Consider the following 14,888-nt stretch of genomic DNA (forward strand, 5'->3'; position numbering starts at 1 on the left):
ATGCGCCTCGGCAAGGGCGCAGCTTCCGCCTCAATAGCGCAGCACGGCTGCCAGGATCTTCGTTGCACGCGGCTCCGGCAGGTCGGCAGTGCGTTCGGTGATGGCGTCCAGCAGCGCGCGCTTGCGTCGCTCGCCCAATGGCGTATAGGTGTCGCTTCGGTCGATCCAGTCGTCGATCGCCAGCAGCCACCAGTGACGGTCCGCTTCGCCGACGTGCAGTGCCAGCAGCTGCGTCAGACCGTCCCAGAGGCTGCGCATGCGCATGAGTCTGTGCAGTCGCGCGCGGCAAGCGGCATCCGTCGCTGCATCGCCAAGGACGTGCAGGATCAGCGCATCGTCGAGCGTCACCGCGCTGTTCCGAATGGCGTCGTGCACTGTCTCCATGACCCTGCCGCCACCCAGTTGCAGCAGTCGGGCGATGGTCGCCGTGGGGAGCGGTTGCCCCAGGCGCAACAGGCCCTTCAGTGCCTGCTGGCGCACGCTCGCGCGCGTGGCGAGCAGGCGCATGCGCAGGCGCGCCGCATCTTCGGGCTCGGCTTGTTCGGCAAGCGATGTGAGGGCGCCGAGCTGGGCGTCCTGGCTGTCCTCATCCAGTGCCGCGCGCCATGCGATGCGCGGGTCGGCGCCTTGTTCGCGCGTGAGATAGGCCGCCAGGCGGCGGACGCCGGACGCGCGATCCAGCAGCGCGCGCGGCAGCGCAGCGGCGGCGGTCGCCGGGTCCGCCGACGCAAGTGCCTGCAGGCATTCCCGGCGCACGGCAGGGTGCGGCGCATGCAATCCGGCCGCGGCGATCGCCACGATGGATGCCGCATCGAGCGTCGCCTGGGCATGGCGCAGCGCATGCAGACCGATGCGCGGGTCTTGCTGCATGAGCGCCTGCCCGTGCAACTGGGTGTTTTCGCGTTCGATCGACGCCCTGTAGGCCCAGGCGCGCAGCGCCGGATCGGTGGACGCACGCGCCCGCTGAAGCAGAGCGTCGTTGGACGGGTCCAGCATCCAGCCTTCCACGTTCGCTTCGAGCCATCCGTCGGATGCGCGCTCCCATCGCTGCAGCCGCAGGACCAGCGGCCACGCGTCCAGCACCGCATCGGCGCTGCAGCCATCCAGCAGTCGCTGGACCGCTTCGCGCGCGGCGAAGCGCACTTGCGGCACCCAGTCGGCGGATCGCAACAGCGCAGCGACCAGGCTCAGATAGCAGGGGAACTGGCCGAGATTCCAGACCGCCTTCTGCCGTTCCCGGCCATCCGGATGCGCGCACGCCAGGAACAGCAACGACTGCCGCGCGTCCTCGCGCATCGGACACGACAGAATGTTCTGCAGCGTGTCGGCCGACCAGGTTGCGTAGGCAGCGCTGGTCCAGGCACGCAGCCGTTGGTCGATGATTGCCAGGCCGTTCGCGCTGGTCGTGGGCAGGAACGTTTCCGTGACTTCGGGGCGACGGTTGCCCATCAGCGGAGCCAGCGCCTGCAGCAGGAGCTGCGGCAGTTCGGCGCAAGCCGTGGCAGGCGCAGGTGGCTGTTTGGAGTGCCGGAACAGGGCGGCCACCAGGGACGAAGGCGAGGCAGGAAGTCTCGCACCGGCGCGGACGGCTGCCAAGTTCGCGGGGCGCCCCTGAGATGAGGCGGCCCGCGAGTCTGCGGCAGGCATCTTCCAGACGCCTGCTGCCCTGCCTGCTGGCCGAGCGGGTCAGTAACCGACGTTGAAGCGCAGGCCCTGGTTGATCGCGCAGCGATAGCCCAGGGTGCTGCCGGTTTGCTGGTAGCTGGGCAGGGCGAACACGACCATGCTGAAGTCCACGGTGTTGTCCGGATGCACCTGGTAGCGCAGGAACTGCTGGATCGGCTTGCCGTCGCGACCGACGGTGACGTGCTCGTCGGCGAAGGACAGGGTGCCGTCGGCGGTGACGCGGTAGGCGCCGATGCGCAGGCCGCCGCGGGTCTGGCTGGGCGTGGCGCCGCCGGAGGTGGGCGTGCACTGGCTCAGGTCGATCGCCACGGCGACCGAGGCGCCGCTGTCCAGGGCGCGCTGGATCTCGGTGAGGGAGTTGAGCGTGGCGTCGTCGGCGCCGGCCGTGGCGGCGGAGGCGCTGGCGGCGCTGGCGAACAGGACGGCGGCGAGCAGGGAGGCGGACAGGCTGTGCATGGGGATGCTCCGGAGCGTGGGGGAGGGCGACGGATTGCCGGATGCAAACTAGCGGGGCGCCGATCCGGGTCAACCGACAAAATCGCGAACTTCCGGCGCCGTCACGCCGGATCTTCGAAGCGGGTCCGCTTGTGACAGCGCCGTGTCGGCATCCGCATCGCACCTGCGGTTTTGCGCCGATTGCGTGCACCGCCGACGCGTACGCACTGGCACCGCTGCGCGACGGTCGGCGCATGCGCGTGCGGCGGCTTGCCCCGGCGGGATCACGGCATCGGCGCCGGCGATCGCGAGCGGATGCGAAATAGGCGTTGACAAGGTGGCGCGGGCACCGCAGAATTCGCGGCCTTCAGCGCCCAGGTGGCGGAATTGGTAGACGCACTAGTTTCAGGTACTAGCGGGTAAAACCGTGGAGGTTCGAGTCCTCTCCTGGGCACCAAGAGCAAGACCGCGAGAGCGCTGAACTCTCGCACCGACCGGCCCGCTGACGCGGGCTTCGTCGTTTCTGGGGCGCATACCCGCGGGGCCAGTCCCACCCGATTCGGGTGATGCCCCCCTGCATGGGAGTACCATGCCCGGATGACAACCCGCAAAAGCAAGTCCGGCAAGCCCGGCAAATCCGCCTCCAGCGACGCTTCCACCCCCGACACGCCGAAGAAATCGCGTTTGCCCGCCTGGATGCCCAGCTTCCTGCGCCGTGGCCCCAAGCCGCCGCTGCAACCCCTGCACCCGCCGTCGCCGCCGCGGGGAGTTGCGCCTGAGGTGGCCCCCGCACCCGCCGCGCCGATCCAGGACCCCTACGCCGCGCGCGAGGCCGAGCGCTATGCGCAGCCGATCGCCAGCCGCGAGGCGATCCTGCAATTGCTCGAACGCTGCGACGGCCCGCAGACCCTGGACGAACTGGCCGAGCAGCTCGGCCTGACCGAGCCGACGCGCAAGGAAGCGCTGAGCAAGCGCCTGGGCGCGATGCTGCGCGAGGCGCAACTGGTGCAGAACCGCCGTGGCGGCTACGCGCCGCTGCAGCAGACCAACCTGATCCCCGGCGTGGTGATCGCCAATCCCGATGGCTTCGGCTTCCTGCGCCCGGACGAGGGCGGCGACGACCTGTTCCTGCCGCCGTACGAGATGCGCAAGGTGCTGCACGGCGACCGCGCGTTGGCCAACGTCACCGGCATCGACCGCCGCGGCCGCCGCGAAGGCAGCATCGCGCGCGTGCTCGAGCGCGGCCTGACGCGGATGATCGGCCGTTTCAGCCTGGAAGCCGGCATCGCCTTCGTGGTGCCCGACGACAAGCGCATCCAGCGCAACGTGCAGATCCCTGCCGACGCCGTCGGCGAGGCCCGCGATGGGCAACTGGTGGTGTGCGAACTCACCTCCGCGCCGGACGCGCGGCGCCCGCCGATCGGCAAGATCATCGCCGTGCTGGGCGACAAGCTGACCCCGTCGCTGCTGGTGGAAGCGGCGATCCACGGCCACGAGCTGCCCTACGAGTTCCCGCAAGAGGTGCTGGACGAAGCCGCAGCGGTGCCGCTGACGGTGGAGCCGGCGGCGATCAAGGGCCGCGTGGACCTGCGGCAGACGCCGCTGGTGACCATCGACGGCGCCGACGCCAAGGACTTCGACGACGCGGTGTTCTGCGAGCCCAACGCCGACGGCTTCCGCCTGGTGGTGGCGATCGCCGACGTGTCGCACTACGTGCGCCCGGGTACGCCGCTGGATACCGAGGCGGTCAAGCGCGCGACCTCGGTGTACTTCCCCGGCTTCGTGGTGCCGATGCTGCCGGAGACGCTGTCCAACGGCATCTGCTCGCTCAACCCCAAGGTCGACCGCATGTGCTTCGTCTGCGACATGCAGATCGATCGCCAGGGCGAGGTGGCCGGTGCGCGCTTCTACGAGGCGGTGATGAACTCGCACGCGCGGCTCACCTACGAGCAGGTGTGGCAGGCGGTGGGCGAGAAGGACGAACAGGTGCGCAAGGACGTGGCCGCGGTGCTGCCGCAGCTGGAGCGGCTGCACCAGCTGTACCAGATCCTGGCCAAGGCGCGTGCGCGCCGCGGCGCCATCGAGTTCGAGACCGCGGAAGTGCGCTTCGTGCTCGACAACACTGGCGAGGTGACCCAGGCCGGCATGCTGGTGCGCAACGACGCGCACAAGCTGATCGAGGAATGCATGATCGCCGCCAACGTGGCCGCGGCGCGCTACCTGCTGGAGACGCACATCCCGGCGCCGTTCCGCGTGCACGAACGGCCGCCGGAATCCAAGTACGCCGACCTGCTGGAGTTCCTCAAGGAGTTCAAGCTGAGCCTGCCGGCGTGGAGCAAGGTGGTGCCGGGCGACTACACCAAGCTGCTGAAGAAGGTGCGCGAGCGCCCGGACGCGGCGCTGCTGGAATCGGTGCTGCTGCGCAGCCAGAGCATGGCGGTGTACTCGCCCGACAACGCCGGCCACTTCGGCCTGGCGCTGGAGGCGTACGCCCACTTCACCTCGCCGATCCGCCGCTATCCGGACCTGCTGGTGCACCGCGCGATCAAGTACGCGCTGACCCGCGGCGCGCCGGACAAGTACCTGTACGCGCCGCGCGCGATGGCGGCGCTGGCGCTGCAGTGCTCCGAGCGCGAGCGCCGTGCCGACGAGGCCGAGCGCGAGGTCGACGAGCGCTACCGCGCGGCGTGGATGGAGAAGCACGTCGGCGGGCAGTTCGACGGCGTGGTCAGCGGCGTGACCAGCTTCGGCCTGTTCGTCGAGCTGGACCAGTCCAAGGTCAACGGCCTGATCCACGTGACCCAGTTGCCGCAGGACTATTACCAGTTCGACGCCACCCGCAAGACCCTGACCGGCGAGCGCCGTGGGCGCGAGTTCCGCCTGGGCGACCGCGTGCGCATCGTGGTGCTGAAGGCGAGCATGGAGGAGCGCAAGATCGACTTCCGGCTGGTCGAGGAAGGCGCGTCGGCACACGACGAGTTGCCGCCGCCGCCACCGCGTGGGCAGCCGGCCAAGCGCAAGAAAAAGAAGTACTGACGGCGCAGCGTCGCGGCCGGCCGCCTGGCGGCCGCCGCGATCGCGTCTGCCTTGCATCGCGCGGGGGCGACACCTGCGCGATGCGGTCCGCAGCGGAGAGCAGACATGGAGCAGGAGTACGGCGGCGGTTGCCAATGCGGCGCGGTGCGCTTCCGGGTGCGTGGAAACCTGCACGACGCCTCGATCTGTCACTGCCGGATGTGCCAGAAGGCGTTCGGCGCCTACTACGCGCCGCTGGTCTCGACCCGCGGCGCGGAACTGACCTGGACCCGCGGCACGCCCAGGCGCTTCGCCTCGTCCAACCTGGTGCAGCGCGGCTTCTGCGCCGACTGCGGCACGCCGCTGACCTACGAGGCCCCGGACGGCGTCGCCATCGCGGCCGGCGCCTTCGACCATCCGGAGGCCTTGCCGCCGACGATCCAGTACGGCATCGAGGCGAAGCTGCCGTTCGTGGACACCCTGCATCGCCTGTCGGCGATCCGTACCGAGGGCGATCTGGCTGCCGCCCCGTTCCTGGCCGATGTCGTCTCGCGCCAGCATCCGGATCACGATACCGAGCGCTGGCCGGTTTGAGGTACTACCGGCGGTGCCGACGTCGCGTCGAGCGTCGTCGGGAGATCTCTGGCGACGTCGGGTAATCGGGGTCAGGCAGCACACCGGGGCTCTCACCGTCATCGCGTCGGGACTGAAGTCCCTCCCACAAGGCCGCGCCGCGACCTGTGTGATCGCGTTGCATCGGCGATCCTGCAGCCGCGACAGCATGCCGCGGACCTCGCGGGAAACAGAAGGTCCGGCCAAGCCGCCTCTACCAATCCCGAATCCCCAATCCCCAATCCCCAATCCCGGCCCCCAGGCATGACGCCAGCGGCCGCAACCCCTACCATGCCCGCTTTCCTTTCGCGTAGTCCCGCCTCATGAGCAAGCAGAACCAGTGGATCGTCGGCGTCAATGCCGTGGCCTCGTCGATCGAGAACGACGCGGACAACGTGCGCGAGGTGCTGGTGGAGGCGGGCAGCAAGAATCCGCGCCTGCAGGAGATCGAGGAGAACGCGCGGCGCAAGGGCATCGACGTGCGGCGGGTGAACACGCAGGCGCTGGACGGTGTCGGCGGCGCGGTGCGCCACCAGGGCGTGGCCGCGCGCTACGCCGCGGCGCGGACCTGGTCGGAAAACGAGTTGGAAGGCCTGGTCGGCGCCGCCGAGGGCCGTGCCCTGCTGCTGGTGCTGGACGGCGTGCAGGACCCGCACAACCTCGGTGCCTGCCTGCGCAGCGCCGCCGCGGCCGGGGTGACGGCGGTGGTGATTCCCAAGGACAAGTCGGCCCCGGTCAACGCCACCGTGCGCAAGACCTCGGCCGGCGCCGCCGACCGCCTGCCGATCGTGGCGGTGACCAACCTCGCGCGCTGCCTGCGCGAGCTGCAGAAGCAGGGCGTGTGGATCTACGGCCTGGCCGGCGAGGCCGAGACCTCGCTGTACGCGCAGGACCTGCGCGGCAACGTGGCGCTGGTGCTGGGCGGGGAGTCCGACGGCCTGCGCCGGTTGACCCGTGAGCATTGCGACGGCCTGGTGCGGATCCCGATGCCGGGCGAGATCGAGAGCCTCAATGTCTCCGTCGCCGCCGGCGTGACCCTGTTCGAGGCAGTGCGCCAGCGCATGGGCTGAGTGCCCAAAAGCCCCTCTCCCTCCAGGAGAGGGGTTGGGGTGAGGGTCCGGGGGCGAAGCCCCTCGCGCACCAGGCCGACACCAAGCTTCGCCCTTTTGCCCTCATCCGTCGCCGCAATCGGCGTTTCCCCAGGCTGCGCCCGTACCCTCATCCGCCCCTGCGGGGCACCTTCTCCCGGAGGGAGAAGGGAGGCGCCAGCGCCCCTCTCCCTCCGGGAGAGGGGTTGGGGTGAGGGTCCGGGGGCGAAGCCTCTCGCGCACCAGGCCGACACCAAGCTTCGTCCTTTTGCCCTCATCCGTCGCAGCAATCGACGTTTCCCCAGGCTGCGCCCGTACCCTCATCCGCCCCTTCGGGGCACCTTCTCCCGGTGGGAGAAGGAGGCGCTCGCTCGCGCTGACCAGCCCGGCTTAACCGTCGCGCAATCTTCACGCGTTCTTTTTCGGTGGCCTGCTACCGCCTGCACCCGCAGCGCCGCATTTTTGCCTACCATGGGCGCTCGTCCCGTGTTCTGTTCCGGTAATGAGTCTGCGTCGCCCCCGTCCCCTTGACGCTGGCCCCCCGCGCCAGGGTCCTGTCGCGCCCCGTCTGCGTCGGATCGGGTCGGGACAGTGAACGTCGCCAGGGGGAAGGGGGAAGCGGCGCGCGCACGCGACCGCGGGCGCGCGTGGCCGCCTGCATGGCCGGTGTTGCTGATCCTGTTGCTGGTGCTGGGCGTGGCGTGGCGCGCGGTCGCCGCCGACGGCGCCGCAGACGGCGTGCCCCCGCTGCGCGATTACGCGATCGATTCCTGGACCTCGCGCAACGGCCTGCCGCACAACTCCCTGCGCGATCTGGCGCAGACCCCGGATGGCCGCCTGTGGTTCGCCACCTGGGAAGGACTGGTGCGCTACAACGGCCTGGACTTCACCGTCATCGACCGCAGTACCCACCCCGGTCTGCCCGACAACGGTGTCGGCTCGCTGTACGTGGACCGCGCCGGCGCGCTGTGGCTCAGCGATTCGCGCGGCAATCTCGGCCGCCACGATGCGGCCGGCCAGTGGCGCTTCTGGCGGCAGCCGCCGGGCTGGCCGCATGCGCTGATCCACGCCATGACCCAGGACCGCGACGGCCGCATGTGGCTGCTGTTCGAAGGCAACGGCCTGGGTTGCCTGTGGCCGGACGGCCGTTTCGATTACCAGCCGGCGCCGCGCGACCTGCCGTTGGCGGCGAGCTTCCCGCACCTGGCCGCCGACGACCAGGGGCGGGTCTGGATCGGCAGTCTCGACGGCTTGCTGTATCGCGACGCGCAAGGCGTGCTGCGGCGTGCGCCGGCCGCGTTCGGTCTGCCGCCCGGGCTGGCCTGGCCGTATCGGGCGCCGGACGGCTCGCTGTGGCTGGTGGCGGGAGAGAACCTGTACCGGATGCAGGGCGAGCGCGCGGTGCTGGTGCAGCACCTGCCGGGCTACGGCCATTTCACTTCGATGCTGCGCGATCGCGATGGCGCGATCTGGCTCGGCACCGAGAACCAGGGGCTACTGCGGATCAGTGCGCATGGCATCGAGCGCATGCTGCCGGGCGACGTGCTGCCCAATGGGCGCATCGTCAGCCTGCTGCAGGATGCCGAGGGCAGCGTCTGGATCGGCGCCAATGGCGGCCTGTTCCGCCTGCGCGAGACCCTGTTCGCCGGCTACACCCGCCGCGACGGACTTAGTGGCGACTACGTGCGTGCGCTGCTGGAGACGCCGGACGGCGCGCTGTGGATCGGCAGCGCCGCCGGGCTGGACCGGATGGCGCCGGACGGTCGCATCGCCCCGGTCGCGCTGCACGACGCGCCCTCGGTGCTGAGCCTGGCGCGCGGCAGCGACGGCGACCTGTGGATGGGCACCTATGCCGATGGCGTGTTCCGCCTGCGCGATGGTCGGGTGGTGCGCCATTACGGAACGCGCGAGGGCCTGCCCAGCGGGCAGGTGCGTGCGCTCAGCGTCGATGCCGCGGGCACGGTCTGGATCGGCACCCGCAGCGGAGTGATGCGCATCGACGGCGATCGACTGTCGGCGCCGGACGTGCCGGGCCTGCCGCACGGCCTGATCACCGCGCTGGCCAGCGTCGACGGCGCGCTGTGGATCGGTTCGGTGGAAGGCGCGGCGGTGCTGCGCGACGGCCGGGTGCGGACGCTGGCGCTGGAGCCGCTGGGCGGCGCGCGCACCGTGTTCGGGTTCCAGGCCTTGGGCCGCGACATGTGGATCTCCACCGATCGCGGCCTGCACCGCGACCGCGACGGCCGCCTGGCACGGGTGGGACTGGAGCAGGGCATGCCGGTGGATACGGTGTTCCAACTGGTCCGCGACCGCCTCGGCAACGTCTGGATCAGCAGCAACCGCGGCGTGCTGCGCACCACCGCGGCGGCGCTGGACGCGGTCGCCGACGGCCGCCAGGCGCGGCTGCAGGTGAGCCGCTACGACGAGATCGACGGCATGTCCAATGCGCAGGGCAACGGCAGCTCCGGGCCGTCGATGCTGCTGCGCCACGACGGCACGGTGTGGCTGGTCACCGCCGGCGGCGTCAGCATGGTCGATCCGCGGCGCCTGGCGCGCTTTCGCGATCGCCTGCCGCCGCCGGCGGCGATCGAGAGCGTGTTGCTGGACGGCCAGCCCTTCCCCTGGCAGACCAGGACGGAACTGCCTGGCGCCAAGCGCATCAGCGTGTCCTATGTCGGCCTGAGCTATCTGCTGCCCGAGCGCATCCGCTACCGCACCCGCCTCGACGGCCTGGACAGCGGATGGATCGACCGCGGCAACCAGCGCAGCGTGGAGTTCATCGGCCTGCCGCCGGGCGACTACACCCTGCACGTGGCCGCGGCGCATCCGGACGGTGCCTGGAGCACCCGCGAAGCCGTGTGGCGCTTCAGCGTGGCGCCGCTGTGGTGGCAGCGGCACAGCGTCCATGCGGCCGCCGCGGCGGCGCTGCTGCTGGCGCTGGTGCTGCTGTACCGCTACATGATCGCGCGCTACAAGCGCCGCGCTCGGCGCCTGGAGCAACTGGTGGCGCGACGCACCAGCGCGCTGCGGCTGCAGACGGAGCGCCTACTGCAGGCCGATGCCGAAAAGAGCCAGTTGCTGGCGGAACTGCAGCGCCAGGCCACCGCGTTCGAGCGCCTGGCGCACGAGGATGCGCTGACCGCCTTGCCCAACCGACGTCACTTCGACGAGGTGCTGGTGCATAGCATGCAGCGCGCGCAGCGCAGTGGCGCGCCGCTGTGCCTGTTGGTGATGGACATCGACCGCTTCAAGCAGATCAACGACGGTTACTCGCATGCCACCGGCGATGCGGTGCTGCGCGAGGTCGGGCAACTGCTGCTGAGCGCCTGCCGCGCCTCCGACCTGCCGGCGCGCCTGGGCGGCGAAGAGTTCGCGGTGCTGCTCGGCGACACGCCGCTGGCCGACGCCGAGCGCCTGGCCACGCGCCTGCGCGACCTGTTCCATGCACGCCTGCAGTGGGCGCCCGAGGCGCCGGCGCTGCGCGTCACCTTCAGCGGCGGCCTGGTCGCGCTACGCCCGGACGACACGCCGAGCCAGTGGCTGGAACGCGCCGATGGCGCCCTGTACCGCGCGAAAGGGTTGGGGCGCGATCGGGTGTGCGTGGGCTGAGGGCATGCGACCGGGCATGCCGATCGGGCGCCGTCGTTCTACCTTGTACCGTGATCGCAGGCGCGCGCGTTTCAGCGTGTGGCGTGACGGTCCAGCATCTCCAGCGCCATCTGTGCTGCCTCACGGGTGTCTGGATGTTCCGACCGCAACGACAGCGCCAGCCCCGCGCGCAAGGACGGATCCGCAAAGGCGGCGGCCAACTGCGTGACCCAGTAGCGGCTGCCGTCAGGTAGCGCCGGATCGTCCAGCGCCTCGCGGATCGCGGCAACGGCGGCGTTGCGGTCGCAGGCATGGAACACGTCCTCGACCAGCGGGTAGACGCCCCAGCCATCGCCGTTGCCGAAGGAGCGCAGGAACAGCGACAACGCGGCGCGCTCGGGAGCGGAGAGAAACAGGCGTCTCGCCGCGTCGTAGGCGTCGACCAGGTCCTGGGTGAGCTGTTCGTCGTCGGGCAGCGGTTGATGCGCGCGCAGGAAGGACAGGGCGTCGGTCGTGTTCACTGGGAGGCGTTCGGCGTCACGGCGCGCCATGAGGCGCGTTGTCCTGCGGTGGTGCAGTGCCTGCTTCAGTCGCTGCAGCGTCAGTGGCGGTGCCAGGACGGTTGCGCAGTTGCCGCCCCAGGAACAGCACGATCGCCAGCGCGAACAGGTTCACGCCAAAGAAGAGCGTTGTGCCCGACTGGAACAGAGTGAACGTGAAGCGGCTGCCGAACAGAAAGTTCGCGCTGGCTTTGAACGGGGCGAACTGCACGACGGCGGTGAGGTGGAAGCCGCAGTTGAACACGTAGCTGGCGAGCGGGCTGCCGAAGGTGGGCACCTGCGCCAGCCAGAACGCCCGGTTGACGCGGACCGCGTTGGGCCGGCCTTCCAGTAACTGGATGCCGCAGTAGATACCCCAGCTGTAGAGCGCGGCGAACGCGGCGCAGATGAGCCAGTCGGCCGGCTGCCGCAGATTCGGCACCTGGCTGACGATGGCAAGAACGCCGATGACGGCGCCGCCGATGTCGAGAATGCCGATGCTGCGGCGCTTCCATGCTTGCATGACGCGGTCGTCCTGGTGGGGCGCCTTGGCCGGCGCGGCGGCGAGCGTAGCACGCGTGCCGGCGTGTCTCGGGATGGCGGTCGTGCTTGTGCGCATGCACGCCTCGGAGCGGTCGCCGAGGACCAGGATCAGCGCGCAGGCAGGTGGCGCGATACCTTCGCGGTCAGCACCTGCACCAGTGCCGGGTCCATGTAGCCGTAGTCGTCGGGGATGTCGAGGCAGACGATACGCGCGCGGCCGAGGTGGCGTTTGAAGCGGCGCGACAGCTCGGCGTGATGCATCGGTTCCATGACGAAGACGATGTCCGCCCATTCCAGCAGTTCCGGCGTGACCGGGGTGTTCGCATCGTGGTCGACGCCGGCCGAGGCGGTTTCCACGCCGGGCCAGGTGGCGAACACCTGTTCCGCGGTCGGGCTGCGCAGCCGGTTGCGGCTGCACACGAACAGCAGGTGGCGGGTCATGCGCGCCGCTGTCGGCGTGTGCGCGGCGCTACCACGGGTGGCTCGGCCGCAATGCCGCCGGGCCAACGGGACGGCGGCGCGCGCGTGTCGTGCAATCCATGCCGCGGCTACGGCGCCACGCCGACCTGCGGCGCCGGCCAGGCGTTGGCGATCTTGCAGAACAGGCGCGCGGTCTGCTCGGTGTCGTAGACCGCGCTGTGCGCGTCGGCGGCGTTCCAGTCGAAGCCGGCGGCCTGCACTGCGCGCGCCAGCACGGTCTGGCCGTAGGCGATGCCGGCCAGGGTGACGGTGTCGAACACGCTGAAGGGATGGAACGGATTGCGCTTGTGACCGCAGCGGGCGACCGTGGCGTTGAGGAAGTTGAGGTCGAAATGGGCGTTGTGGCCGACCAGGATGGCGCGCTGGCAGCCGTACTTCTTCACCGCCGCGCGCACCGGCGCGAACACGTGGTCCAGCGCCTCGCGTTCGGGCTTGGCGAAGCGGAACGGGTGGTCCAGGACGATGCCGGTGACCTCCAGCGACTTCGGATCGATCAGGGTGCCGGGCGCCGGCACCACGTGCGCGCTGGCGGTGACGCCGGGATACAGCTGGCCGAAATCGTCCATCTCGATCGGCACCACCGCGATCTCCAGCAGCGCGTGCTTGTTCCAGTCGAAACCGCCGGTTTCCACGTCCACCACCACCGGCAGGTAGCCGCGGAAACGCCGCGACATCGGGGTGATGACCAGGGGTTGCGAGGGACTGTCGACCGAATCGTTCATCCGCCAAGGTTAGCAGAGCGCGGCCGCCGGCCGCCGGGGCGTTACGCAGGCAAGCGCGTGCCGAGCACGCTGTCCTGCGCGCGCAGCCGTTCCAGCAGAGCCGCGCCCTCGTGCAGCAGGGCGTCCGGCGCAAGGCTGTGCGCGGCGGCCAGCTCCAGCAGCAGCGCCCGCCCGCTGCGCGTGCCCGGCGGCAGCGCCGCCAGCACGGCGTAGGCCAGCGGCGCCAGTTCGGCGAAGCGGACCTGGCCGTCGGGTTCGCGCCGCGCCAGCAGGCAGGTCGGCTGCGCCGGGGCCGTGTCCGGCTGCCAGGCCGGGCCGATGCGCTGCACCGGCCAGCGGTAGCGCAGCAGGCGCAGCCACGGCGACAGCAGCGGAATGCCATCGAGCAGGTCGCCGCGCGGATCGTGCGGCGGCAGCACGGCGTCGTCGATCTGCACCTGCAGTTCCACGGTTTCGTAGTGCGCCAGTTCGGCCAGCCAGGGACGCTGCGGATCGGGTGCGCGCTGCTGCAGGAACGCCACCATTTCCTCGCCCAGGCGCGGGAACAGCGGCGTGCGGGCGCGGTGCTCGGCGCAGAACGCGCGCAGCAGCGCCGTCCAGTCGGCGTCGCCGAGGGTGGCGCGCAGTACCGGGAACTGGCCGCCCAGCAACTGCGCCAGGTTGTCGAAGAACAGGGCGCGATACACCGCCAGGCGCTGCGGCGGGATGCCCGCCGGCGCCGGGTAGCGCTGCGGATCGCGCAGGTGCCGGGTCAGGGCGAATTGCTGCGCGCGCAGGGTCTCGCTCATGCAGGCGAAGACGGCGCATGTGCCTGCGCGGTGCGGATGCACTGCACTTCGTCCAGCAGTTCGCGTAGCGGCGGGAACTGGCCGTCGCGCTCGAGCACGGTGGGGCGCACGCCGTGCAGGCGGTAGGCAGCGGCGAGCAGGTCCCATACCGGGTCGGCCACCGGCGCAGCGTGGGTGTCGATCTTCAGCCCGCTGGCGGCGTCGTCGCGATGGCCGGCGACGTGGTACGAGGCGATGCGCGCGCTGGGCAGGGCGGCGAGGAAGGCCAGCGCGTCGTCGCCATGGTTGCACGCGTTGACGTGCACGTTGTTGACGTCCAGCAGCAGGTCGCAATCGGCCTCGTCCAGCACTGCGGCCACGAACGCGGCCTCGCTCATCGCCTGGCCCGGCGCGGCGTAGTAGGAAACGTTCTCCACCGCGATGCGCCGGCCCAGCGCGTCCTGGACCTGGGCGATGCGCGCGCCGACGTGGCGCACCACCTCATCGGTGAATGGCAGAGGCAGCAGTTCGTAGAGGTGGCCGTCGTCGGCGCTGTAGCTGAGGTGTTCGCTGTACAGCGCGACCCGGTGCCGGTCGAGGAACTGGCGGGTCTGCTGCAGCAGGGTGGTGTCCAGCGCCGCCATGCCGCCCAGCGACAGGGACAGGCCGTGGCAGCTGAGCGGATGGCGCGCGCTCAGCGTCTGCAGCAGTTCGCCGGGGCGGCCGCCGACGCCGATCCAGTTGTCCGGCGCGCATTCGAGGAAATCGAACGCATCCGCCGGCGCCTGCAGCAGGTCCTGCAGCAGGCCGCGACGCAGTCCGAGGCCGGCACTGGCCGCGGCCAGCGGCCTCGGTTCAGAGGCTGCCACCGCATTTGCCCTCGCCGCACTTGCCTTCGGCCATGGCCTTGTCGTCGTGCTTGGCCTCGGGCGTGGCGGCGGCGCCGGCCGCCGCGGGCTTGGCCGGCGTCGCCGCCGGGGCGTGCGCACCGCAGCTGCCGTCGCCGGCCTTGGCGCCGCAGCCACCTTCGCTGGCCTTGGCCGGGTCGGCGGCCTGCCCGGTAGGCGCCGTCGGCGCGGGCGGCGGCGTTGCCGGCGTGGTCGATCCGCTGTCTTGCGGCGGGGGCACGGCGGCCTGCGCGCCCAGCGCATAGCCCTGGGCGAGGTCTGTCATGGCCAGGGCGGAGGTGGACAGGCCGATCCCGCCGAGCAGGACCGCACCGACGAGGGCAGAGGACGAACGGGACGCGTTGGACATGCGCAGGCTCCTGGCGATGGGCGGACGCCGGCCATGGCGGCCGACAGTGCGCCAAGCCTACTCGCTGGCGCACGCCGCTGCATGCGGCAGTGCGTGGCGACAAAAAAGGCTCCGCTGCGCACGGAGCCCGGGGTGCCGCGACAGCGGAACGGCGCA

13 protein-coding genes and 1 tRNA gene are annotated in these 14,888 nt (G+C 70.8%); 5 read left to right on the forward strand and 9 right to left on the reverse strand.

The window, feature by feature from the left end:
* Positions 1 to 30: 30 nt before the first annotated feature.
* Positions 31 to 1,545: a hypothetical protein gene (locus PG878_RS07740; RefSeq protein WP_209029810.1), complete on the reverse strand. Its 1,515-nt coding sequence runs from the start codon at positions 1,543 to 1,545 to the stop codon at positions 31 to 33.
* Positions 1,546 to 1,686: 141 nt separating this feature from the next.
* The gene (locus PG878_RS07745; RefSeq protein ID WP_209029811.1) at positions 1,687 to 2,142 is read right to left on the reverse strand and encodes a VirK family protein; all 456 of its coding nucleotides are present in this window, start codon (positions 2,140 to 2,142) and stop codon (positions 1,687 to 1,689) included.
* 351 nt (positions 2,143 to 2,493) lie between these two features.
* On the opposite strand from PG878_RS07745, the gene PG878_RS07750 reads away from it, so the two are divergent.
* From PG878_RS07750 to PG878_RS07770, 5 genes are all read left to right on the forward strand, one after another.
* Positions 2,494 to 2,578, forward strand: a tRNA-Leu gene (locus PG878_RS07750).
* 239 nt (positions 2,579 to 2,817) lie between these two features.
* Complete coding sequence (rnr, locus tag PG878_RS07755) at positions 2,818 to 5,157, forward strand: ribonuclease R (RefSeq protein WP_425611777.1); 2,340 nt, start codon at positions 2,818 to 2,820, stop codon at positions 5,155 to 5,157.
* A 105-nt stretch (positions 5,158 to 5,262) separates the two neighbouring features.
* A complete protein-coding gene (locus PG878_RS07760) occupies positions 5,263 to 5,730 on the forward strand; it encodes a GFA family protein (RefSeq protein ID WP_209029813.1) in 468 nt (155 codons plus the stop codon).
* Positions 5,731 to 6,071: 341 nt separating this feature from the next.
* A complete protein-coding gene (gene rlmB / locus PG878_RS07765; RefSeq protein ID WP_209029814.1) occupies positions 6,072 to 6,818 on the forward strand; it encodes a 23S rRNA (guanosine(2251)-2'-O)-methyltransferase RlmB in 747 nt (248 codons plus the stop codon).
* 684 nt (positions 6,819 to 7,502) lie between these two features.
* Positions 7,503 to 10,445 (forward strand): ligand-binding sensor domain-containing diguanylate cyclase, encoded by a 2,943-nt coding sequence (locus PG878_RS07770; RefSeq protein ID WP_209029815.1) that lies wholly within the window; start codon positions 7,503 to 7,505, stop codon positions 10,443 to 10,445.
* 71 nt (positions 10,446 to 10,516) lie between these two features.
* Here the strand turns inward: PG878_RS07770 and PG878_RS07775 are convergent, their stop codons facing one another.
* From PG878_RS07775 to PG878_RS07805, 7 genes are all read right to left on the reverse strand, one after another.
* On the reverse strand, positions 10,517 to 10,945 hold the full coding sequence (locus tag PG878_RS07775) for a hypothetical protein (RefSeq protein WP_209029816.1): 429 nt from the start codon (positions 10,943 to 10,945) through the stop codon (positions 10,517 to 10,519).
* Positions 10,946 to 10,961: 16 nt separating this feature from the next.
* Entirely contained in the window at positions 10,962 to 11,582 is a 621-nt protein-coding gene (locus tag PG878_RS07780) for a hypothetical protein (RefSeq protein WP_209029817.1), read from the reverse strand.
* A gap of 32 nt (positions 11,583 to 11,614) precedes the next feature.
* Positions 11,615 to 11,947 (reverse strand): low molecular weight protein tyrosine phosphatase family protein, encoded by a 333-nt coding sequence (locus PG878_RS07785; protein WP_209029818.1) that lies wholly within the window; start codon positions 11,945 to 11,947, stop codon positions 11,615 to 11,617.
* A gap of 107 nt (positions 11,948 to 12,054) precedes the next feature.
* On the reverse strand, positions 12,055 to 12,708 hold the full coding sequence (rnt, locus tag PG878_RS07790; RefSeq protein WP_010343983.1) for a ribonuclease T: 654 nt from the start codon (positions 12,706 to 12,708) through the stop codon (positions 12,055 to 12,057).
* Between the two features lie 41 nt (positions 12,709 to 12,749).
* Complete coding sequence (locus tag PG878_RS07795; RefSeq protein ID WP_209029819.1) at positions 12,750 to 13,496, reverse strand: HvfC family RiPP maturation protein; 747 nt, start codon at positions 13,494 to 13,496, stop codon at positions 12,750 to 12,752.
* Positions 13,493 to 14,344: an HvfB family MNIO-type RiPP peptide maturase gene (locus PG878_RS07800; protein WP_209029820.1), complete on the reverse strand. Its 852-nt coding sequence runs from the start codon at positions 14,342 to 14,344 to the stop codon at positions 13,493 to 13,495. Before PG878_RS07800 ends, PG878_RS07795 begins: the two co-directional genes overlap by 4 nt.
* Positions 14,331 to 14,732 (reverse strand): HvfA family oxazolone/thioamide-modified RiPP metallophore, encoded by a 402-nt coding sequence (locus PG878_RS07805; protein WP_209029821.1) that lies wholly within the window; start codon positions 14,730 to 14,732, stop codon positions 14,331 to 14,333. Before PG878_RS07805 ends, PG878_RS07800 begins: the two co-directional genes overlap by 14 nt.
* Between the last annotated feature and the right edge of the window lie 156 nt (positions 14,733 to 14,888).

Source organism: Xanthomonas hawaiiensis, from assembly GCF_031834635.1.
Classification (GTDB): domain Bacteria; phylum Pseudomonadota; class Gammaproteobacteria; order Xanthomonadales; family Xanthomonadaceae; genus Xanthomonas_A; species Xanthomonas_A sacchari.